Here is a 22,894-nt window from a genome sequence, read left to right on the forward strand (position 1 = left end):
AATATACAAAATAACAAAAATGATTAATATTTGAAATAATGTGACAATCATCAATTAAAAGGTGGGAGAAAAAATGCGTCTAATTTTATTGTCAGGCGGTGCGGGGAAACGACTGTGGCCTTTGTCGAACACGAACCGTCCGAAGCAGTTTTTGCCCGTGTTGCGGCATGAGGGGAAGGCGGAAAGCATGTTGCAGCGGGTTTGCCGCCAGCTTTCCGACGCGGGGTTGGCGGAAGCGTTGTTGTTCTCGGCCAGCCTTGGACAGAGGGAGCTGATTCAAGGGCAGGTTGGCGATCTGGCGCCGATTCTGGAGGAACCGGAGCGGAGGGACACCTTTCCGGCCATCAGTTTGGCCTCCGCCTACTTGCACAGCAAGGAAGGCTGTGGTCCTGACGAAATCGTGGGGGTGATGCCGGTCGACGGTTATGCGGAGGATTCCTTTTTTCAAGCCTTGGGCAAACTACCCGGCGTGTTGGCGGACACTGGCGCCGATCTGGCGCTTTTGGGCGTGGCTCCCGACTCGCCTGCGGATAAATTCGGCTATATTGTGACGCAGCAACCGGCCGGAGCTGATGGAAGCTTGCGGGTTCGAGCGTTTGTGGAGAAGCCTTCCGCGGCTAGGGCTCAAACGTTGATTGACGAGGGCGCCTTATGGAACTGCGGCGTGTTCGTGTTTCGGCTTGGATTTTTGCTTGGCGGGCTTAAGCAAAGAGGCCTTCCGGCAGATTACGATGAACTGCTCGGCATGTATAAGCTGCTTCCGCGCCAAAGCTTCGACATCGAGGTGGTGGAACGAACGAAGCGCATTGTAGCCGTTCCTTATCAAGGCCGCTGGAAAGATATCGGCACATGGAATTCGCTCTCGGAAGAAATGGAGCAGCAGGTCAGCGGGAGCGGTTATGTCTGTCCGGATTCATCCGGCTCCCGTATTGTCAATGAGCTGGATATCCCCGTAGGCGTATGGAGAGTGCCCAACATCGTCGTGGCCGCGGGACCCGACGGTATTCTGGTCACCGACCGGGAAGCGTCGACCGGCATTAAAGATATGGTGGATCAAGTCGAAATCACCCCCCGTTTTAAAGAAACCGGGTGGGGCCGGAAGACGGTGTTGACCGCAAGACACGCGGGCGAAACGGAATCGGTGACCAACCGGGCCGTTATTTCCGCAGGCCGTTTTATCGGCTATCATGAACATGGGCGGCGCAAAGAAATCTGGATCGTGATTGCCGGCGCGGGCGAAGCGTGTATTGACGGGCAAACGTTTCCCGTAGAAGCGGGAAGCGTTGTTGTCGTTGAGCCGGGCATGAAACATGCATTGTTGGCGTACAGCGATCTGGAATTGATCGAATTGCAAATCGGTCTAAAAATCGAAGACAGCGACATTATCCGTTATGCCGCTCCTTGGATGGCGAAGGAGGGAAAGGGGGAAGAGCAAAACCATGAAGTGCCGGCCAGGCGGTAAAACCGGACAAGCGGTTGGCAAATGAGAGAAAAAATGGCTGAGGAACAACACGACATTGATACGTACTACTTGGAATCATTTCAGGAAGGTATCCTTAAATGCGATACTAGGGGTATGATCGTGTTTATGAACCGCAGGCTCAAAGACCTGTTCGGCTTGGATGAGATGACCGGGCATGACATTACGGCTTTTACAAAAGCGATGGATGCGAACATTCAGCAGGAGGAGCATAAGCTTACCAAGACAATACAAGCGTTTCGAAGAGGCGAGGTGAACGGGAATCAGGGGAAGTTTCTATATACCCAAGGGCCTAGGCGTTTTTTCTCGTTTTATGTGAACCCGGTATTCGATGCCGCGCAAACGGCATGCTACGGGTATTTATTGGTATTTCGGGAATGCGGCGAAGAGGTGGCGGGCGATAAGCAGAGGCACGAAATGATCAGCGTGGTCTCCCATGAATTAAGGACACCTCTGACGACGCTGCTGGGCTATGTGGAAATGTTGATGCAGTACGATATTACTGAGCAGAACAGGCGGCGCTACATGGAAATCATTTTTGCGGAAGGGAACCGGTTGTCCAATCTGCTTGAGGATGTTGTGGACAGTGAGCGGCTGGAATCGGGAGTGTTTAACTATCACAAAACTTATGTACCGCTGGTGGAACTCATTCACGAAGCAGCCGAACGATGGAATTTGAAATCTTCGCAGCTCATTCACGTGGACTCCGAGGTTGAAGACGCATTTATCTACGCGGACCGGATCAGAATCACCCAAGTCTTTGACAACTTAATCAACAATGCGCTTAAATATTCTCCCGGCAAAGAAGTTATACGTATCCGAATCGCGGAAGAAGCAGGCTGTTATGTCATCGAGGTGACGGATTACGGGATAGGAATTCCCGCGGAGATGCATGCGCGGCTGTTCGATAAATTTTATCGAGTCAGCCATTCGGGCTCCCGCCAAATTAAGGGCAGCGGTCTGGGGCTTTATATCGTCAAGAAAATTGTAACGGACCATGGAGGGACGATTACCTTAACCTCGGAAGTAGGGCGAGGAAGCACATTCCGCTTGCGTATGCCAAAACCCGATCATTTGGATTAAGTCTTACCCAATTTAAAACGCAAAACCCGAAACGGCGCTTGACCAAACAATCATGAGAAAACTCCTGCGAAAATGCGAGAAATATAAGGACAAAAAATGTCTTTATTCCGGCGATATCCGTCCATTTGAGGGAAATAGGGGGAATTTATGTCGCTATTTTCTCGAATCACAAGGAAAAGCCTGCGTTCTGGACCCTTCACAGGAAAATAAGTACATAAAATGCCGCTAATGGGGATGAACAGGCCTGGCTCCGGATAATAAGCACATAAATTTCCGCTATTTTGTAGACCGACACTTAGTTCGCTCCAACAGCTTAAGCCCATTTTATACATAAGAAAAACTTCTATCGAAGTACATCCAAAGAAGACAAACCGCGTTAAGAAGCAGTTTTTCTTGCGATAACAGGAAGTAGACCTGGACCCTACGAAGTTTATACTTTCTGAGATCTAAAAAAACAAAAAAAGCCCTCTGTTCGGTAGCTGGCTGCCATCCTTGCGGGAAGGCCCTTTAGCTTTGCGTCGCTGCCTTTCGACAGGTTTGCCGTTATCGTAGCCGCTTTTTCACAAAAAATATCGTATCACGATTCCCTGAAACATGCAATCCATTTCCTGGTAAGCCGGGTGCGCAAGATTTCTCTTGCCACCCTTGGAATATTAAGGTATGATAGTATCCTTCTTGCAAAATCGCCTTGTCTGAAGTGGACGGGTCCGCCGTCTATGAGGGGATAAAACTCCCTTTAAATGTGCTTATCGGAGGTGTTTAATCGCATGCTTTATTTCACGCTGGCTTCCAAAGCCTATGCCCGCAATTTGCAGTACCGCGGAGCCCATATGGTGCACAACCTCGCGAGCGCGATGTTCGGATTTATGTACGCGTGCATCTGGATCGGGCTGGGAAAGGACCACTCGCTGGGAGAATACGGTACGCAGGGGATGGTGAATTACATCACTTTCACCCAGGCGTGTCTCTGGATCACCAGTTTCATCACGGGCGGGCTCGGCATCCCCCAATCCGTCAGGACCGGGCAAATCGCGCTTGACCTGATGCGTCCCGTTCATCTGTTCAGCCATGCGATGGCCAGGGAATGGGGGCAAATCGCCTACCAGTTCGTTTACAAATCCATCCCGATTTATCTCCTGTATTTCTTCGTTTTTTCACTGCAAGTTCCAAATCAATGGACCGCCATGCTGTACACTGTGTTAGGGCTGCTCGGAGCCTCCTATCTGTCGATTTGCATAAACTATTTGATCGGCGTAAGCGCCTTGTGGACGACGGAATCGTCCTGGTTGTATTGGGCCAACAGCGCGCTTATTAATTTGCTTGCCGGATTTTTTATTCCGCTGGAATGGCTGCCCGGGCCGCTGGAAAACCTCGCCTGGATGTCGCCTTATCCCTACCTGCTGTACGTTCCCACAACGATTTATCTCGGAACCGGAAGCGGCTCCGCCTTATGGGGAACGCTGCTTTGGTGCGTCCTGATGACCGTTTGCTGTCTGCTGGCGACCCGGCTGCTGCGGCGGAAAGTGGAGGTGCAGGGCGGATGAACGAGAGGAAGGGGCCTGGCGCTGAGAACGGGAAGAAGCCTAAGAGCAGGATGGGCGGCACACGCGAAATCGATGGTAACATTAGCAGCGGCGGCGACCGCAGTGCGAGCGTCACTACCGGTCCGAACCGGTTCATCGGCGCGAAGCCGGCGTCATGGCTGAACTTGTACCGGCTGCTGATCCGCACGAGCATAAAAAGCCGGATGCAGTACAAATTCAATTTTTTGCTGGGTACGGTGCTGGCCGCGTTGATCCAGATTTCCGAGTTTCTGATGATCGCGATCGTTCTGGACAAGTTCGGCGCAATACAGGGCTGGTCGGTTTACGAGATCGGGTATCTGTTTGCGGTGATGACGTTGTCCAAAACGCTGTACCGCACGTTTGCCGAGGAGGTGCACCATCTGGAAAAATACCTGGTCGGCGGAGAGCTCGACCAGCTATTGACGCGGCCGATGCCGGTGCTGCTCGCTTTAATGCCGCAGAACTTCCGGCTGATGCCCGGCGAACTGCTGCAGGGTGGTTTTATCCTGTGCTGGTCGCTCGGCGCAATGATGCATAGCGGACAAGTCGGCTGGACCGCGGTGCCGTTTACGCTGTTCATTATCGTTACCGGCGCGGTCATTTTGTTTTCTATCGGACTCGCCACGGCTACGCTCGGTTTCTGGACGACTCGCATCAGCGAACTGCAAAATTTCACCGAGGATGCAGCCCACACGGCGGCGCGCTACCCGCTCACCTTGTATCCGAAGTGGATGTCTTCGCTATTTTTGTTCGTGATCCCGGTCGGCTTTGTGAATTATGTACCTTCGCTCTATATTTTGCGGGGCGAATGGGGGCTGTGGATCCTTGCGGCGACGGCGGGGGCAGCGGCGGTTTGTCTGGCCGCCAGCTTAAGGTTCTGGCAGTTTGGCATCACCAAGTATCAGAGCACGGGGAGCTAAGCTTATGCTTACGATACAAGTTTTGTACGAAGCCTATGCTGACGAAGTGATGCTCACAAAACTAAGTTTATGCTTACGATGCAAGTTTTGTATGAAGTCTATGCTGACGAAGTGATGCTCACAAAACTAAGCTTATGCTTACGATGCAAGTTTTGTACGAAGTCTATGCTGACGAAGCGATGCTCACAAAACTAAGCTTATGCTTACGATGCAAGTTTTGTACGAAGTCTATGCTGACGAAGCGATGCTCACAAAACTTTTAGGAGGCGCGGATCATGATCGAAGCCAGCCATTTATATAAGGAGTTCAAAACGCCTGTCGTACGCGAGGGAAAGCTGTCCGGACTGCGCACGCTGTTTTCGCGGGAATACCGGTTGAAAGAGGCGGTTCGGGGCATCAGCTTTAACATCGAGCGCGGGGAGTTCGTCGGTTACATCGGGCCCAACGGCGCGGGCAAGTCGACGACGATCAAAATGCTCACCGGCATTCTGCACCCGACCTCAGGCACGGTTACGGTCGGCGGCCTGAACCCCCACCGCGACCGGCGGCGGGCCGTCCGCAGGTTGGGCGTCGTGTTCGGGCAGCGCAGCCAGCTGTGGTGGGATTTGCCCGTAAAGGATTCGTACGACATCCTGGCAGAAATGTACGGCGTAAGCCCGGCGGAAAAACGGGAGCGTCTGGACCGGTTTGCCGAGCTGCTGGATCTGCGCGAATTTTGGATGACGCCGGTGCGCAAGCTGTCGCTGGGCCAGCGGATGCGGGCCGACATTTCGGCCGCCATGCTGCACGATCCGGATCTGCTGTTCCTTGATGAGCCGACGATCGGCCTTGATGTGCACGCCAAACGCAACATCCGGCAGTTTTTGCAAACCTTAAACAAGGACTTCGGGAAAACGATTCTGCTCACCACGCACGACATGGACGATATTGAGCAGCTGTGCAGCCGCGTGATGGTCATCAATCACGGGCAGCTCGCCTATGACGGGACGATCCGCTCGCTGCGGGACATGATCGGCTTGCCGACGGTCATCCGCGTAAAGTTCCGGGGCGGGTTTCGGGTGCCGGAGGAATGGAGAGAAGAGGCGACCGACCCATCCGGCCTGCCGTTTCGCGTAACCAGCATAGAGGAGAACACGGTCGTCATCGAAGCGGATCGGCGCGAGATCGGCACCATGGAGATCATCCGGGAGCTTGGCAATTGGGGAGAAATCGACGATGTCGACATGGAGGAGCCCGATTTCGAGGAGGTCATCCGCAGTTTTTCGGCGTCGTAGGTTGCGGGCGGCTGCTGGCAGTGGTGACTAGTAGACGATTCTGGAAATAACGTTAGCATGATGGCAAGTGAAGACTTGAGAAAACGGCAAAATTAGTCTATTGAAGATCTCGGGTGACAACATAAAGGAAAAAAAGGGCGCTATTTCAGTGATATCCCCTATGTTGCGTAGAATAGAGGAATTTTATGGCGTTATTTTCACGATTTAGTGGCGAAAGGCAGCCTTTCGACCTGTTCATCGAAAAATAAGACCCAAAAGTTCCCCTATGGTGATGAATAGGCTCAAATTCGGAAAATAAGACCCTAAAGTTCCGCTATTTTATGGGACGATTCTGAGCACAAGACTAATATAAAACAAAGTGATCCATGGCCCCCGTCCGCGGATAAGCCATATTATTTCCGGATCATTCTACTAGTGCAGCGGGCCAGCGAAGGGCAGCGGCAACAAAGGCGTTAGGAGCTGTGAACACTCTTGCAGTGACAGCTAGTACGGGGAGTGCTTGTGTAACGACAACTCATGTAACGACGATTGCCTTAGTATTGACTAGTGCTCGGCGGCGGGCCAACCACAAGCGGCAAACGGACCTGAGCGACGTTATTTGTCCCAAAATACGGAGTTTTAATTTCTAACGGACAGAGGTGCACTTATTCACTCAAAAAAGGCTGAAAATGAGCGCTGAAATGCCAAATAAGGTCTGTGGTGTCCGTTAAATTCTCCAAACTGCTGATTTTGCCGAAATAGCGGCGCTGTAGTCCGTTAGAATCGGCAGACGGCCGACGTTTGGGATAGGTGAAGCCCAGTCTCGGATAGATATAGCCAATCTCCCATAAACTATGTCCGAGCGAAGGAAAATTACCGAAAGGAAGCCGGCTATGAGTTACGAAGCGATAGTTACAAAGTGATAGGAGTGAAAAAGTGAAGAAGATAGGGCATGTTACGTTGCTGGTGAAAAATTACGCTGAAGCGATTGAGTTCTACACGAAGAAGGCAGGCTTCGTCCTGCTGACGGACAACGCGTTCGGAGGCGGGATGCGTTGGGTGACCGCCGCTCCGTCTCAGGACGCCGGAACGGCGATCGTTTTCGTCGAGGCCGACACGGCGGACAAAGCGGCCAAAGTCGGCAGCCAAGCGGCAGGCCACGTTTTCCTGGCCGTTCAGACCGAGGATTGCTACCGCGATTACAAGCACATGAAGGCAAACGGGGTCAATTTTTTCGGTGAGCCAAAGGAAGTGCCGTGGGGGATCGAGGTCGTATTCGAGGATCTTTACGGAAATCGTCTGGACCTGGTCCAACATAACGGAATGTGAAAAAAACACAAGACGGCCATGGTTCGAATCCCTCGAACCATGGCCGCTTGCGTTTTTGCTTACTTGATTTTGATCGTGTGAACGGCGGAGCCGGTGGCGCCGTCATCATCGGTGACCGTCAGCGTGACGGTATAGGTTCCGGCGCGGTCAAAGCGGTGCTTCACTTTCGCGCCGGACGCGCTGCCGCCATCGCTGAACTGCCAGCTGTAGCTGACGATGCTGCCGTCCTCGTCCGAGGAACGTCTGCCGTCGAATTCAACCTGCTTTCTTTTCTGCGCGCTATTAGCGGCCTTGATCACGGCTTTGGGCGCCAGATTATCGTCCGGCGGATTTTGCCCGGGGTCATCCGGGTTCTCCCCGGGGTCTTCGCCCGGATCTTCACCCGGCGGGTTGCCGCCCGGCGCGGCGACGAACAATCGGCCCGGGGCCTGGAAGTCGCCTTCGTTCCCGGCTTTATCTCGCACGCTGACGACGATCACCCCGCCGTCAAGCACAAGCGATGCCGGCGTGACATAAACGCCTTCATAATGCCCCGGCGCGGTTTCGTCCAGCGCGATTCCGCTGCCGCCGCTGCTCGCCAGCGAAACCGGCAGTTCGACGCGGAATGAGGCTTCCAGCCCCGGAACGCTGTCAAAAGATACAGCGAGCGCCTTGCCGGCCGTCAAATGCACGTCTTCGGCCGGGGAAAGGCCCGTGATTTCGGGCAGCTCGAGATCGACATAGACGGCCCGGGTGACCGTCGTTTCGTTGCCGGCCAGGTCGGTGGCCGTGACCGTAACGAGATTTTCGCCGGCATTAATCAGCAAACGGTGGGCGAAGGAACCCGCGTCTCCGGCGGTAACCTCTGCCCCGTTAACGGTTAGCTTGCTCAGATATTCGTCCAGCGCAGCTCCGGCCACATTCAGCACTTCCGAATTGGTGCGGAATCCGTCCTGCGGCGAAATGACGTCGAGCTGCGGTGCGGCGTTGTCGAGCGTCACCGTCAACGGGAGCGAACGGTCGGTCGTTTTGCCGTTGACGACGACCTCCGCGCTCAGCTCGTTCACGCCGGAATGCAGTTCGATATTCAAACTGAACTGCCCGTTTTTCACGGCCGCCGTACCGGCTGGTTCCGTGCCGTTGTACAGCTGAACCGTCGCTTCATTCGCCGGTGACGTTCCCGTTACGGCAATCGTCGGCTGATTCGTAAAGGAGCCGGCTGTCGGCGAGGTAATGACCGGCGCGTTCACCGGGTAGCGCACGATGGCGCGGATCATGATGTTGCCGTCTTCCTCGTCCGTCTGGCTCCAGACGCCGCTGACCCGCTGCCAGCTGCGGCTGGCGTTCGGACCGTTTTCATCGGCCGCCAACCCCGGCGCGCTGGTGCCCGCCAACGTTTGGATATACACGATGTAGAAATCGCCTTCGACCGTCACCGGCTCCGGCAGCGCAAGCGTCGTCCACTGGTCGTTGCGCAGCGCCGTGCCGTCAAACGGTCCCGCAAGCTGGCGGCCCGGCGAGCCGTCAGGTCCGGAGGCGTCGAATACGGCATACTGGAACGCCGTTCCGCCCGGTACGGGAAATTCCTCGTTCCAGAACCGGATGGAGGCTCCAGTCACTTGCGCCGCGCCGGATTCCGGCGTCATCCGCACCGCCCAGGCGTTGCCTGCCGCGTTAAACGACCAGGCGTTTTCCGCCGTGCCGTCGTCGTAGCCGATTTCACCCGGCAGGCCGATAAACGGCTTCAGCGCGAGCGATCCGTCGGCGCTGCCGTCCGGCGGCACGGTCACGGCGATCGTGCCGCTGTAATAGTCGCTCGCCGTCACCGACAGCGTGTACGTTCCTTCCAGCACCTCCAGCGAGAAGCCGCCGTCCTCTCCAGTACGTTGCGGGGCGATCGTCGCGTCCTCAAGCACGGTTACGGCAGCGTCTACGATCGGCTCGCCGCTGCGTTCGTCGGTAATCGTGCCGGTAATTTGCCCTTTCGGGATCGCCTGCAAATTGAAGTTGGCTTTCGCGCTCTTCTGATCTTCAATCTTGACCGGCAACGTTTGCGGGGAATAGCCGTAGGCCTCCGCTTTCAGCGTATAATCGCCGGCCACATGGGTCAGGCTGTATTTTCCGGACGCGGGGTCCGTTTTTACGGAACGTCCCGTTTCCACCACCGTCACGGTCGCGCTGGCCGGCAGGCTGCTGACGCCGGCTTCGCCGCTGCCCTGCGCTTTGCCGGCCGCTTCGTTATATTCGCTTTTGGTGGTGCGGATCAGCTTGTAGGCGGGACCGGGTTTGTCCGCCTTGGATTTTTGCGGGGCGATCTCGTCAACCACGTCTTGGGCAGCCTTCGTTTCCGGCGTATTCACGCTGAGCACCTGAACGTTGTCGATATACCAGCCCGCTTTCGTGACGCTGTTATCCGTCTTCAGCCGGAAACGGATTTTCGCCGCTCCGCCGGCATATTCGTCCAGGCTGTAGTACACCGGGCTCCACTGTTTGCCGTTCGTGCTGTGCGAATATCTGCCCAACTGGGCCCAGGTCGCGCCGCCGTCGGAGCTGGCTTCCACGTATCCGAAGTCATAGCCCCCTTCGATTTCAAACCAGTGGTCGAAGGCCAGTGTGGCGTTGTCCACTCCGCTCAGATCGATGGCGGGAGACACGAGCGAGTAATCCGCTCCATTCGCGTACGTATCGTCGAGATCCGTGCCCCAGACGTTCGGGGGAGATACGGCGCTGCTCGGGCCGGGGGCGGACGGTCTGCCGCGTTCCCATTCGTCCTGCGTGCCGCTATGAGTCCAGCCGCCGTCGTCGCCGCCGTCAAAATCGTCGCTGAACAGGCTGACCGGACGTTCGATCGTCAACGCGACTTCGTTCGATTTTTCGCTTTCGTTGCCGCTGTAATCGATCGCGGTGACGGCGTAGTAATACGTGGCGCCGGTCACGGTGGACGCGTCCGTATAAGCTGTTTCCGCCGTCGTGGTGATCGCTTCGTATCCCGTTCCCGAAGTTACGGAGCGGTATACGGTGTATTCCTTCACATCCTCATCGGCCGAGGCGGACCAGGAAAGCTCCGCGCTGCCGACGAAATTGACGGAACCGCTGAGCCCGACGGGAGCCGCCGGAGCGACGTTGTCCGGAGCTTGCAGCGACAGGTCGTCAAGGTACCAGCCGGCTTTTTGCACCGAACCGTCGGTCGTTAAATTGAATTGCAGATAAACTTGCTGGCCGGCATAAGGGCGAAGGTCGATATATTGCGTTTTCCAGCCGCCGCTCGTTCCCGTAAATTCGGCCACCGGCGCGAAAGCGTAATCGCTGTCTTCGGAGGCGATATACACCGTGCCGAAATCCCGGTTATTTTCAAGATCGTACCAATGTTTAAAAGAAAGCAGCGCCCCTTCCGGGCTTCCGGTTAGATCGATCGGAGGCGCCAGCAGGTAGGAGTTGGCGTTGGCGGCGTAAGTGCCGGTCAGGTTCGTCGCGTACACTTTTTCCCCGGAATGGGCGCTGCCCGGGCCGCTAACCGGCGTTCCCCAGGCCCACGTGTTTCCGGTTCCGCCGGTCAAGTACCCGATCACATCGGTCTCGAAATCCTGCTCGTATCCAGGCTGAATTCCGGCCGACACGGTTACGGAATACGGGTCGCTGTCAAAGCCGTTGCCCCCGTAATCGCTGACCCTAATGTAATATTCGAGCCCAGCGGTTCCGACCAGAAAGGACGGGACGGTGGCTTCATAGACGCCGTCCTGGCTCGTGCCCGACACGCGCGTCGCCGGCAGGTATAAATAATGGCTGGTTCCCGCCTCCCGGGCGTAAAATTCAACCGAAGTCACGGCGATATTGTCGGTCACATGGGCGGTTAACGTTAGGTCGAAACCTTCATATATTAAGGAAGGCGGAGTATGCTCCAGCACCGGCTCTTCGAAATCGTCGCCGGCGGTTGCGACCCGGCCGGACACCGTTCCGACCCCTTCGAGCACGGAACCGACGGCGTCCAGCGCGTTGACGATGCCATGGCCGTACCCGTTGTTCGGCGTGCTCGGGAACCGGCTGTCCGTGCGCGGCGCCGCCGTGTCGGTCAGGATTTGTTCGAGATCGTCCACCGTCAGCGAATGGTTGGCCTGCAGCAGCAGCGCGGCGATCGCGGTCGTATGCGGGCCGGCCATCGACGTGCCGTTCCAGCCGCCTTCATAATCGCCGCCGGGTACGGAGGAGCGGATGTTGACGCCCGGCGCGGAAACCTCCGGCTTGATCTCGCCGTAAGGAGAAGGACCTAGCAGGGAGAAAGCGGCCAGGTTGCGGTTGATGTCTGTCGCCCCTGTAGCGAACGACTCCGGATAATTAGCCGGATTGGCGACGGAGCCGGGCCCACCCGGATTGGTTAAGGTCGTATTCCCGGCTGAAAATTCAGGGAAAATCTGCGCGTCCCGCCAGGCTTGTACGACTGGACGGTACCATTCGTCCAGTCCCGGGCCGCCGCCCCACGAGTTGTTGACAACGTCGGGAGCGAGCTCGGGATGGAGGTTTCCTTCCGCGTCCACCGGAGCGAGCAGCCATTGCCCGCCGTCCAGGATGATGGCGTCGGTGGTCGACGGGTTAAAAATGCGCACCGCGATCCATTTTGCCCCGGGCGCTACGCCGATCTGGTTCGAGCCGTCCGGCTCCGATCCGACCATCGTGCCCATCGTGTGGGTGCCGTGCCCGTTGGTATCCGCCGGCAGCGAGGCGTGGCTGTGCGGATCGTACCAGTTCAGCTCGGGATCGACGATGTTTCCGGACGCGTCGAACCCGCGCCATTTAGCGCGCAAAGCCGGATGGGTGTATTCCACGCCGGTGTCGAGATTGGCGACGACGATTCCCGATCCGTCAATGCCTTGGGCCCAAACCTCAGGGGCGTTGACCTGGGCGATGTTCCATTCGACGCTGCTCGGCTTGACGGCCGCCCCTCCGGCATTATCGGCCGCGGCATCCTTGACGGATGTCCCTTGACCGGCCGCCGCCTCCTGCTTGTCGATTTCCACCTTATCCAGAAACCGTTCTTCGTTGGGGAGAATCTTTTCTACTTCCGGAAACAGGGCGATTTGATCAAGCACCTCTTTTGTGCTTGTCACCGCCATGGCGTTTACGATAAAGTAGCTTTTATAATCCTTAACTTCTCCGGACTTTTGCTCCTGCCTCAAATAGTTATCCAGGCTGAACTGGGTGCGTGAAGCCGTTTCGCGCAGCGCGCTGATGACGGAAGTCCGGGCCGACATTTTGGCGGCCGAAGGCGTCGCTTTTTCGATTGCGGCTTTGTGCAGGGCCAGCTTGGAAACGGAGGCCGTATCGGTCTGTTCTTTTAATTTGACGAGATAAGTCACGTAATCGTCCTGCTTGAACTGCGTCGTCAGTTTGGCATCGATCTTGGCTTCGGCGATGTGCGGCGAGTTGGATTTTAAACTGGTTTTGGCCGCCGCGCCGTTGTTTTCGGCATAGGTCGCAGGAACAAAAGTAAGCACAAGGAGGATCGACATACCGAGTGAGAAATTTTTACGGAATCTTTTGAATCGGACCAACTTCTTCACTCCCTTTACTAGGTTAATGGTCTTTCGAAAAATCCTCTTGTGGCAGCCCGGAGAATTACCGGCTGTCAGTTAAACGTAATTCCAAGCATCACCTCCTTTCATGGGAGAAAAATTAACATGAATAACTTCTGAGTCGGAAAGAGAATCGCTTCGGGCGGTAGGTAGTAGAAATTTGGCGTTTGGGCCCGGTTTATAACACAAGGCGAATAGGACATAACCAAAACGTGAAGCGGAAAATGGTGAGGTATCGGCGATAAATTCAGGCTTTCGTTGAACTGCCGATGATGTTGAGGTTGGTCGAATTATAAAATCGATAGGAAAAGTAGGTTATTTTCAATAAAAAATAAAAATAGGTAAATAATGGCTTGTTTTGAAAATAGTATATCTATGAAAATGAAAATACACAAGTAGAATTTTACGAAAATATACATATATTCATAGAAAAATAGGAATATTTTACTATATTATTTGACTTTTAATTGAATTTGTATGTTAGATATATTGACATATGATGTTTTTCGTTTTACATTAATTACAAAAATCGATAGTGCGCGAATGAGGGTCATGGGAGAGTCCGCCTGGGATAGGCGGCACCGAAGGAGCAAATAGCCGGCCATGCGGGGCGGCTTTGAATCTCTCAGGTACAAGGACCATGGCCTGACGCGACTCTGGAGAGAGCGAAAGCCACCCAAGGGGTACGTGTTTCCGGCGCACGGAAGCATTAAACTCTCAGGTAACGGGGACAGAGAGAAGGCAGCAGGCCTTTTTTCTGTCCTTTTTGACGCTTTCGGACATTCGATAATTTCCTGTCATGATTAGGGAAAGCTGAAAGTAAGATTTTTGCAAAATGGTGAAAACAAAGATTTGGGGAACGGGGAAGATGACCATGCGGTTTAAAAATGTATTTTCGATTATTGGTCCGGCGATGATCGGGCCGTCCAGCTCCCATACCGCGGGGGCGGTGCGGATCGGGCGTTTTGCGCGGCAGCTGTTGGGAGAGGCGCCTTTCGAAGCGCGGATTTGTTTCTACGGATCGTTTGCGGAAACGTACCAGGGGCACGGCACGGACCTGGCTACCGTCGGCGGGATTTTGGATTACCGCACGGATGACGAGCGCATCCGGAACTCGCTGCAAAACGCCGAAGAAGCGGGTCTGAAGCTTGATTTTACGACCGGTGTTCAGCCGGGGGCCCATCCCAATACGGTAAAAATCGCGCTCACCGCCGGAAACGGCAAGGTCGAGGTGACGGGCGCGTCGATCGGCGGCGGGAACATTGCGATTCAGGGCATCAACGGGTTTGAGGTGAAGTGCTCGGGCGAACTGCCGACGCTCGTGATCGAGCATGCCGACCGTCAAGGCATGTTGGCCGGCATCACTGCGCTGTTCAGCCGGGAGGACGTGAACATCGGCTATATCATTACCGACCGGAAAGGAAGGACCGAAGAAGCCCTGACCGTCGTCGAGGCGGATGGCGCGATTCCGGGCGCGCTCATCGATGCGGTCGAAAAGCTTCCGCATGTGAGCCGGGTGGCTTACATCGATTTAACATAAAGCGAAGGAGTAGGTAAACATGCGTTTTCGGAATTTGCGGGAGCTCGTCGCTTTGTGCGGCAAGGAGTCCCTGACGATTTCGCAAGTCATGCTGCAGGATCAGGCGGCGGAAAGCGGCCAGAGCGAAGCGGAAATCATGGCGGCGATGGCCGAGTATTATCAAATTATGAAAGAGGCCGTGCGCAAAGGTTTGACGGAGCAAATCACCTCAACGAGCGGGCTGACGGGCGGCGATGCCAAAAGAGTAAACGAATACCGCGGCGACGGACAGCCCGCCGTGGGGGACATCGCCTGTCAGGCGATGGCTTACGCTTTGGCGGTTTCGGAGGTTAACGCCTCGATGGGGCGGATCGTGGCCACCCCGACGGCCGGTTCCTGCGGCATCATTCCGGGGGTGTTCGTCAGCGCCCAGGAACGCTTCGGCTGGGAGGATGAGCATCTCGTGCGCGGTTTGTTCTGCGCTGGGGCGATCGGGTACGTGATCGCCAATAATTCGTTTATCTCCGGTGCGGAAGGCGGATGTCAGGCGGAAATCGGCTCCGCGATCGGCATGGCGGCGGGCGCGATGGTCGAGCTGCGCGGGGGAACGCCGGAGCAGGCGGTCCACGCCGTCGGCCTGGCGCTGAAAAATACGCTGGGCCTGATCTGCGATCCGGTCGGCGGCCTGGTGGAAATCCCCTGCATCGTCCGCAACGGCTTCGGGGCGGTAAATGCGCTCGCGGCCGCCGATATGGCGCTTGCCGGCGTCCGCAGCGCAATTCCGTCCGACGAGGTCATCGACGTCATGCTGGAGGTCGGCACCGCGATGCCCAGCCGGCATCGGGAAACGGCCCAGGGCGGCCTAGCCCAAACGCCAACCGGCCGCAAAATTATGAAAGAGCTGCGGAACCGAAGAAAATAAGCAGGTAGAGTCCTGGTCCTTGTAACAATAGGGCCGGGACTTTTTTGTGTTGAGGTGCCTACACAATATGTAACCGAGTCGATACCGTATCGCGATTTAGCCCATGTGTCTGCGATTGGGCTGCGATGTGTCTGCGATGTGGCCATACCCCGATGTGTCCACGTTCCTAACGGACTCCAGCGACCTTAAACCGCCCAGAATGAAAGCGAAAAAATTCTAACGGACCGAGAAGACGTTATTTCCCCGAAATCAGCGTAAAACATGTCTTTTTGAGCCTAATAACGTCATCTGTGTCCGTTAGAGCGGGAAATACCGGGGAAATAAGCGAATAACGTCTCTCCTGTCCGTTACGGGAGCTGTCGTTGAGGCACTTCATCTCAGGTCGAGAAATTTTCAAAAATTTTTTTGCAAAAAATGTCTTGCCAGCCGCCTTGGGAAGGAGTAAAGTAAAAAACGACCAATTGACTATATTTATATTTCGGTCAATTGGTCATTTTCTTGGAAGGAGGCGCGATGGGGATTGGCTCAAATCAACCGGCGGGAATTGGTGATTGAAGCCGCCGTGAAATGTTTTTCGCTGTTTGGCTATAAGGCGACGACGATGGAGCAAGTGGCTAAAATCGCCAATGTAGCCAAGGGGACCATTTATACTTTTTTCACCAACAAGGAAGAGCTGTTCGATGAAATACTTCTTTCCATCATTGCGGATATGAAACGGCTCACGGCGCAAAAGGTGGATAAAAACAAGCCGTTTTTCGAGAACCTCTATCAAAGTATGGATGCCTTGCTGGAGTTCAGACGCGAGCATGAGCTGCTAGCCAAACTGTTTCAGGAGGTGCGCAATTTCGGCACCCAGCAGGCGCGGGAAGGCTTGGAAAAAATCGAAAACGCCATTCTGGATTATCTGGAGCGGCAAATCACGCTGGCTGGACAGCGCGGTGAAATTCATGCTTTTGATCCACAGGTGATCTCTTTCGTCATGCTGAAGCTTTACATAGCGTTAACGTTGGATTGGAACAAAAACCACGAGCCCCTGGACAAGGAGCAAATCAAGGAGTCCATGCGGACTTTCCTGGCGGGCGGCCTGTCGGCCGATCGGCCGGTACACTAACCATTAGCGGTTCAACTTAAGAGATATGAGATTTGGGGGAGTAGAGAAGATGGAGAAGCTTAAAGCGCTGTTAAAACCCAGAGTGTTAATTTATGTTGCGATCGCCTTGCTTATTGCGGGGGGGATTTGGATTCTGAACTCGAACCAGATCACTTCCGGCAGCGAAAAAGCAAATCGCCCGACAGCGTTTATCGAGGCCGATCAATCGAGCGCCAGCTTTAAAGTCGGCGGACGAATCGTTGAGCTGCTGGTGGAGGAAGGCGATGAGGTCAAGAAAGGGGACGTCCTGGCCCGAATCGAAAGCGATGAGGTCAAAGCCAAGGTGGCCCAGGCGCAGGCGGCGGTGGCCGTGACCGAAGGCCAGATCGGGCAGGCGGCGGCTTCCGTGGACGCGGCGAAAACGAAAAAATCACAGGGCGAAAGCGCCGTTTCCCTGACGGCGGAGACGATCGACAAACAGATCGCCCAGGCGAAGGCGGTGGTCCAGCAAGCCCAAGCCAAGGTTGACGGGCTGAAAGCGGGAGCGCGCCCGCAGGAGCTGAAGCAGGCGGAAATCCAAATGGAAGCGGCGAATAAAGCTTACGACATCGCCAAGGACAATTTGCTGCGGACCTCTGGCTTGTTTGCGGAAGGGATGGTCAGCCAGTCCGATCTGGACAAAGTGAACCTGTCCTACACGCAGGCGGAAGCGTCTTACAACGCTGCGGTTGAACAATACAACATGGCGAAGGAAGGCGCCCGCCAGGAAGAGATTGACGCCGCCGAAGCCCAGCTTGAGCAGGCGCAAGCGGCTTTGGCGCTGGCCGAAGCCAACAAGGCGCAAGTTAATATCAAGCGGCAGGATGTGGACGCGGCCGCGGCGATGATCGAGCAGGCCGAAGCGGCCCAGCGGACGGCCGAATCCGGCAAGAAGCAAGCATCCGCGGCGCTGAAGGAAGCCCAAACTTATTTGGGCTACACGAAGCTGATCGCACCCGTAGACGGAGTTATCGTGTCCCAGTCGGCGGAGCTCGGCGAAATTGTAGGTTCCGGGTTCCCCGTCTTTACGGTTCAGCAGACCGATTCGGTCAAGACGGCGAAATTTTATTTGCCCGAAACCGAGATGGCCGGCCTGAAAAAAGGCGATATCGTTAACGTGAAGCTCGTTGCCGGCGGCAGCATGCACCAGGCTAAGGTCGTTACGATAGCGCAGGCGGCGACGTTCGCTTCGCAAAAAGCGACGCAAAATACCGGGGATCTGGACATCCGCTCCTTCGGCATTAAAGTTCAATTCATCGATTTGCCGGACACCGCCGCGACCGGGATGACCGTGGAATGGTACGGCAAGGACGGCGGAACCTCCGCGGGGCAGGCAGGAACTGCGAAACCGTCGGATAAAGCGAAAAATGCGGAACAACCGGACAAAGCGGGTGAAGCCCAGTGAACGAAAGGCTTACGGTAGGCTCCATGCTGGCGGAAGAATGGAGAAATATTTTCAAAGACCGGGTGATTTTCGTCATCCTGCTGCTCGGGCCGATTTTTTATACGTTTTTTTTCGCTTCCCTTTACAGTCACCGGGCGCTTACGGATGTGCCGACGCTCATTTACGATGAGGATCAGAGTCAATTAAGCCAGCAAATCATCCAGGCGCTGGATGCTCATCAGTCGATCAAAATCGTCGGGGAAGTCCATTCGAGCCAGGAACTGCGGGAAGCGATCGATAACGGCAAAGCCAGAGCCGGGGTGATCATCCCGGCCGATCTGGAAGCGAAGCTGAAGCGGGGCACGCCGACGCCGATAGTCACCGCGGTGGACGGCACCAACCTGATGATCACGAACGCTGTCATCAAAGGCGCCAACGAAGTGGTCACGACGTACAGCTACGGGACAACAACGAAAAGGCTGCAGCAGCAAGGGATGCAGGATGAGCAGATCAGCGCGACGTTATCGATCATCCCGTTCACCTCGCGCACGTTGTATAACCCGACCTATGATTACGTGGATTTCCTCGTCACCGGGATGGCCGGAACGACGCTGCAACAGGTCATGTTTATGGCCGTCGGGATGTCCGTTGCCCGGGAAAAGGAAGAGCGGACCTGGAGCCGCTTTGCCGTCTGGAAGAGAAGTCCGTGGAAAATCATGTTCGTCAAAATGTTTCCCTATTGGCTTATCGGCATTTTGAACGTGTTTGTCGTCATGGCGATCCTCACTTCCGTGTATCAGTTGTCGTTCCGCGGGTCGGCGTGGTCGATTTTGCTGATCGCCGCGATCTTTTCTTTTACCGTGGCGTCCATCGGTTATTTGCTCAGCCTGATTGCCCCGAACAAAATCACGGCGCTGCAAATTTCCATGCTGGTCGCGCTGCCTTCTTTTTCGCTGTCGGGACATTCTTGGCCGCTGGAGGGGATGCCCCAATTTCTGCAGGTGATCGCCCACGGCTTGCCGCTGACTTATTTTCTTGAGGCGGTGCGCGCGGTGATGCTGAAGGGGCTAACGACTGCCCAGATTATGAAGGATTGTATCGCAACCGGCTTGATCGGCTTGATCACTTTGCTGGCATCGCTGCTTTATTCTCGCTTCATATCGTTTAGACATACTGCGGATCACGATGCGGACCAGGAGTTGGCGCTGCCGGCTCCGGTGTTCACGGAATCTTCGCAGCAGCCGCCGGTCATGGCGGCCCAAACGACGACAACCCCGATGTAGGATGGACGATGCCCTAATTTTTACAAGGAAAAGGAGAACGCGACAGTGATGAAAAAATGGATTGCCGGCCCGTTGGCCGTAATGTTGTTGTTCGGCGGAACCTCTCTCGCGTCGGCGGATAGTGCGCCGGTGGATGTCAGCCCGCTGCAGAATCTGCAGCGGGTGGACCGGTTGACTTTGCAGTCTGCCATCGACCTGGCGACGGAAAATTCCTTTAACGTGGCGCTGCTGCAACTGAAGATGAACGCGCTGGATAACAAAAAGGATGAACTCAAGGCGCAGAAGGAGGGGCTGCAAACCGGGTCCGTCCCCTCTGACCGGCTGCCGACGGATGCGGCGCAGATTTTAACCGATCCCAGATTGGGCATTCCGGAGGAGGTGACTCCCGATCAACTGGTATGGCTTGGCCCGACTATTCAAACGAATACGGCCGTAAATGCGGTGCTGGACGGGATGAGCGATATCGTGGCCGGGATGAACAAGCTGATCCGCTCGCAGCGCAATCAATTGGAAGTCGCCATCGAGCAGATGGAAACGCAGCAGCAGAAAACGCTGCTGGATGAGAAAAAAGCCAAGGAAGGCGCCAAACTGCAAATGACTTCGCAATATGTCACCCTGTTGTCGCAGCTTGAGCAGATCAAGCTGTCCGAGGCATATATCGGCGTGCTGGAAAACGATGTGAAGCGGGCGGAATCCGCGGTGAAATACGGCAGCGGCATTGCGGAAAACGTGGATAAAGCGCAGCGGGCTGTGGAAACCCAGCGGGACCAATTGGAAACGCTGCGCGGCAAATACCGGACCGGTTTGGTACAGCTGTGCTTTGACCTCGGCATCGAATACAATCCGAATTTGGTTTTGGAAGACATCGCCATGGCGGAACCGCTGCCGGTCTTGCGGAAAGACACCAATCAGATCCTGGCGAAATCCTATGACATCCAAAGCAAATACCATGATATGGAGCAGTCGCGCTGGGAAGAAATCCATACGGATACGGCCAGTGACGATGGCAAGGATTTTCTCGACATCAGCACGCGAATCACCGAAATGCAGGGCGAGCAGCTGCTCGTCGAACAGGCGAAAAAGATCGACCAGACCTACAGCGACGCCGAGGAGGCTTACCGCCAGCTGCTGGCGGCCGATCGGGACAATAAAAACGCCGAAACCGACTACAACAACAATTTTCTGCGGTATGAGAAGGGTTTTGTCTCCAAGTTTGACATGAACAAGCTGCAGTTTACGCTGACCCAGGCTGGGGCGAAGGCCAAATTGATGAGACTCCAGTATTTTGCTTTGATGCAAAAAGTCGATTCGATGGAAAACGGACTGATTCTTTAAGTAGGACCTTGCGTGCTAACATAACATATAAAAAAGTTCCGCTATTTTGCGCGTTTGAGCTTGTAACGCCAAGTCAGCGGAACTTTTTGTATCTATTTACGGGGAGAGGCGGTTTGGGAGTTGAGCCAAAAATAAGGGTAAAAAATGTCGTTATTCCGGCGTTATCCGTTCATTTGAGAGAAATAGAGGAAATTTATGCCGTTATTTTCCCCTGCCGCCGATAGCGCCGCGACCGCTGCGTTTTGCTTTCTGTAACCAATCTATCACCTTTGTACTTGTACCATTGTGTATAATGATTCCAGTCTAAGCATGACGGCGGAAGGAAGGGAACATACATACCATGACGACCATTCTGATCGTGGAAGACGATATCAGCTTGAACAAGGGGATTGCGTTAACGCTGGCCCAGGACGGGATTTCGATCGAACAGGCCTATGATTTGGCCGGCGCGGAGCGGCGGCTTGCCGCCGGGGGCGTCGATTTGATCGTGCTCGACGTGAATTTGCCGGATGGGAGCGGGCTTGATTTTTGCGAAAAAGTAAGGGCGGGGTCGCGCGTGCCGATTATTTTTTTGACCGCCAATGATATGGAGTCGGATATCGTCATGGGCTTTGAACTCGGCGGAGACGATTACATCACCAAGCCGTTCAGCCTGATGGTGCTGCGCTCCCGGGTGATGGCGGTGCTGCGCCGCTGCGATTCGAGACAGGAGGACAAGGCGGCAATTCCGCCGTTTCTGTTCGACTTCGGGAGAATGGATTACCGCAAGCAGGGGCGCAGCATCAGCCTCAGCATCACGGAGCAGAAACTGCTGAAAACGCTGGTGGCCAACCGGGGGCAAATTTTGACGCGGGAGCAGCTGATGGACGCCGTGTGGCTGCGGGAGGCCGAATTTGTGGATGAGAACGCGCTGACGGTGACGATCAAAAGATTGCGCGCCAAAATCGAAGACGACCCGTCCGCGCCGAAGTACATCAAAACCGTATACGGCCTCGGATACGTATGGGCCGACGCGGGGGGACGGCGATGACCGGCGGCGGATTTGGCGGAGAAACCGGCCAAGGCGGCCAAGCCGGACAAGGCCGATCCGGCGCGCAAGCTGGAACCGCCGGCCGGCCCGCCCTTGCCTTTACCCCGGTCTATGCGGCGTACGGGGCGCTGTTCGGCCTGCTGGTGCTGGGCTACCCGGTTGCGGCCCGGTATTTGGCCGGGGAGGTGTTCGGCCCGCCCCTCTGGCTGCCCGTGTCCTTTGCCGCCGCGATGCTCATGGCGGCCGTCTCCTTCGCCCTGGTCCTGAGAGCCAGAGCAGCGGCCGCGATCCAAGCGGCCTTCGACATTGTGGACGCGGCGATCGGCGGCCGGCAGCGGCTCACCGGCTACGAGGAAACAAATCTTTCCGCGCTGGAAAACAAAGTGTTCCGCTATGTCGAGCTGACCCGGGCGCGCGAACGGCAAATCGAAACGGAACGGAGCAAGATTAAAACGCTGATCTCCGACATTTCGCACCAGACGAAAACGCCGCTTTCAAGCATCAGACTGTACAGCGAACTGCTGGAAGAAGTCCCGGATTTGCACGAGGATGCCCGTCAGTACGCGGCTCAGATCAAGCTCCAATCCGTGAAGCTGGACTGGCTGATCGGCTCGCTGGTCAAAATGTCCCGGCTGGAGGCGGGCATGATCTCGCTGCAAACCGCTGTGTCCCCGGTGATCCCCACGATTACGCAATCCGTATCGCATGTTTATGCGGCGGCGGAGCGCAAAGGCGTCGAGATCGCGATTGACTGCGATCCGGGTGCCGCGGCGAAGCACGATCCGAAATGGACCGCGGAGGCGCTTTTCAACTTGCTGGAGAATGCGGTCAAATACAGCGAGCCCGGCAGCGGCGTGCATATTTCGGTTCAGGCGGGCGAAATGTTCGCCCGCATCGATGTCGCCGACCGGGGCATCGGCATCGCGGAGAGCGAATGGAACGATATTTTTAAACGCTTTTACCGCAGCAAGCAAGCGGCGGGGCATGAAGGCGTCGGGATCGGCCTGTATCTGGCCAGGGAGATCGTTACCGCTCAGGGCGGGTACATCAAGGTGTCGTCCAAGCTGGGAGAAGGAGCGGTGTTCTCCGTTTTTTTGCCCGTGATTTAAGGAATCT

15 protein-coding genes and 2 riboswitches are annotated in these 22,894 nt (G+C 55.5%); of the genes, 14 read left to right on the forward strand and 1 reads right to left on the reverse strand.

The window, feature by feature from the left end:
* Positions 1-73: 73 nt before the first annotated feature.
* The 6 genes from EHV15_RS15370 to EHV15_RS15395 all read left to right on the forward strand — a co-directional run bounded on the left by EHV15_RS15370 (position 74) and on the right by EHV15_RS15395 (position 7,630).
* Positions 74-1,462 (forward strand): sugar phosphate nucleotidyltransferase, encoded by a 1,389-nt coding sequence (locus EHV15_RS15370; protein ID WP_128631974.1) that lies wholly within the window; start codon positions 74-76, stop codon positions 1,460-1,462.
* 33 nt (positions 1,463-1,495) lie between these two features.
* Positions 1,496-2,563 carry a sensor histidine kinase gene (locus EHV15_RS15375; protein ID WP_178075866.1) on the forward strand — a complete coding sequence of 356 codons (1,068 nt, stop codon included), beginning with the start codon at positions 1,496-1,498 and terminating at the stop codon, positions 2,561-2,563.
* 471 nt (positions 2,564-3,034) lie between these two features.
* Positions 3,035-3,115, reverse strand: a riboswitch (cyclic di-GMP riboswitch).
* A gap of 215 nt (positions 3,116-3,330) precedes the next feature.
* Positions 3,331-4,107 (forward strand): ABC transporter permease, encoded by a 777-nt coding sequence (locus EHV15_RS15380; RefSeq protein WP_128631976.1) that lies wholly within the window; start codon positions 3,331-3,333, stop codon positions 4,105-4,107.
* A 203-nt stretch (positions 4,108-4,310) separates the two neighbouring features.
* Positions 4,311-5,048, forward strand: coding sequence for an ABC transporter permease (locus tag EHV15_RS15385; protein ID WP_246061938.1), 738 nt, complete (start codon positions 4,311-4,313; stop codon positions 5,046-5,048).
* Between the two features lie 275 nt (positions 5,049-5,323).
* Positions 5,324-6,322 (forward strand): ABC transporter ATP-binding protein, encoded by a 999-nt coding sequence (locus tag EHV15_RS15390; protein ID WP_128631977.1) that lies wholly within the window; start codon positions 5,324-5,326, stop codon positions 6,320-6,322.
* Positions 6,323-7,237: 915 nt separating this feature from the next.
* Positions 7,238-7,630 carry a VOC family protein gene (locus EHV15_RS15395; protein WP_128631978.1) on the forward strand — a complete coding sequence of 131 codons (393 nt, stop codon included), beginning with the start codon at positions 7,238-7,240 and terminating at the stop codon, positions 7,628-7,630.
* A gap of 59 nt (positions 7,631-7,689) precedes the next feature.
* Here the strand turns inward: EHV15_RS15395 and EHV15_RS15400 are convergent, their stop codons facing one another.
* Entirely contained in the window at positions 7,690-13,155 is a 5,466-nt protein-coding gene (locus tag EHV15_RS15400; protein WP_128631979.1) for a S8 family serine peptidase, read from the reverse strand.
* 564 nt (positions 13,156-13,719) lie between these two features.
* Positions 13,720-13,827: riboswitch (glycine riboswitch) on the forward strand.
* Between the two features lie 223 nt (positions 13,828-14,050).
* Between EHV15_RS15400 and sdaAB the strand changes: the two genes are divergently transcribed.
* From sdaAB to EHV15_RS15440, 8 genes are all read left to right on the forward strand, one after another.
* Positions 14,051-14,716, forward strand: coding sequence for an L-serine ammonia-lyase, iron-sulfur-dependent subunit beta (gene sdaAB / locus EHV15_RS15405; protein WP_128635364.1), 666 nt, complete (start codon positions 14,051-14,053; stop codon positions 14,714-14,716).
* Positions 14,717-14,735: 19 nt separating this feature from the next.
* The gene (sdaAA, locus tag EHV15_RS15410; protein WP_128631980.1) at positions 14,736-15,617 is read left to right on the forward strand and encodes an L-serine ammonia-lyase, iron-sulfur-dependent, subunit alpha; all 882 of its coding nucleotides are present in this window, start codon (positions 14,736-14,738) and stop codon (positions 15,615-15,617) included.
* A 520-nt stretch (positions 15,618-16,137) separates the two neighbouring features.
* On the forward strand, positions 16,138-16,728 hold the full coding sequence (locus EHV15_RS15415) for a TetR/AcrR family transcriptional regulator (RefSeq protein WP_128631981.1): 591 nt from the start codon (positions 16,138-16,140) through the stop codon (positions 16,726-16,728).
* A 49-nt stretch (positions 16,729-16,777) separates the two neighbouring features.
* A complete protein-coding gene (locus EHV15_RS15420; protein ID WP_178075867.1) occupies positions 16,778-18,151 on the forward strand; it encodes an HlyD family secretion protein in 1,374 nt (457 codons plus the stop codon).
* Positions 18,148-19,413 (forward strand): ABC transporter permease, encoded by a 1,266-nt coding sequence (locus tag EHV15_RS15425; RefSeq protein ID WP_128631982.1) that lies wholly within the window; start codon positions 18,148-18,150, stop codon positions 19,411-19,413. Before EHV15_RS15420 ends, EHV15_RS15425 begins: the two co-directional genes overlap by 4 nt.
* A gap of 48 nt (positions 19,414-19,461) precedes the next feature.
* Entirely contained in the window at positions 19,462-20,748 is a 1,287-nt protein-coding gene (locus EHV15_RS15430; RefSeq protein ID WP_128631983.1) for a TolC family protein, read from the forward strand.
* Between the two features lie 340 nt (positions 20,749-21,088).
* Positions 21,089-21,778: a response regulator transcription factor gene (locus tag EHV15_RS15435; protein ID WP_128631984.1), complete on the forward strand. Its 690-nt coding sequence runs from the start codon at positions 21,089-21,091 to the stop codon at positions 21,776-21,778.
* Positions 21,775-22,887, forward strand: a complete 1,113-nt coding sequence (locus EHV15_RS15440; protein ID WP_128631985.1) for a sensor histidine kinase — start codon at positions 21,775-21,777, stop codon at positions 22,885-22,887. The genes EHV15_RS15435 and EHV15_RS15440 overlap by 4 nt, the downstream gene beginning before the upstream one ends.
* Positions 22,888-22,894 lie beyond the last annotated feature (7 nt).

Origin of the sequence: Paenibacillus oralis (genome assembly GCF_003863965.1) — a bacterium.
Lineage (GTDB): Bacteria > Bacillota > Bacilli > Paenibacillales > Paenibacillaceae > Fontibacillus > Fontibacillus oralis.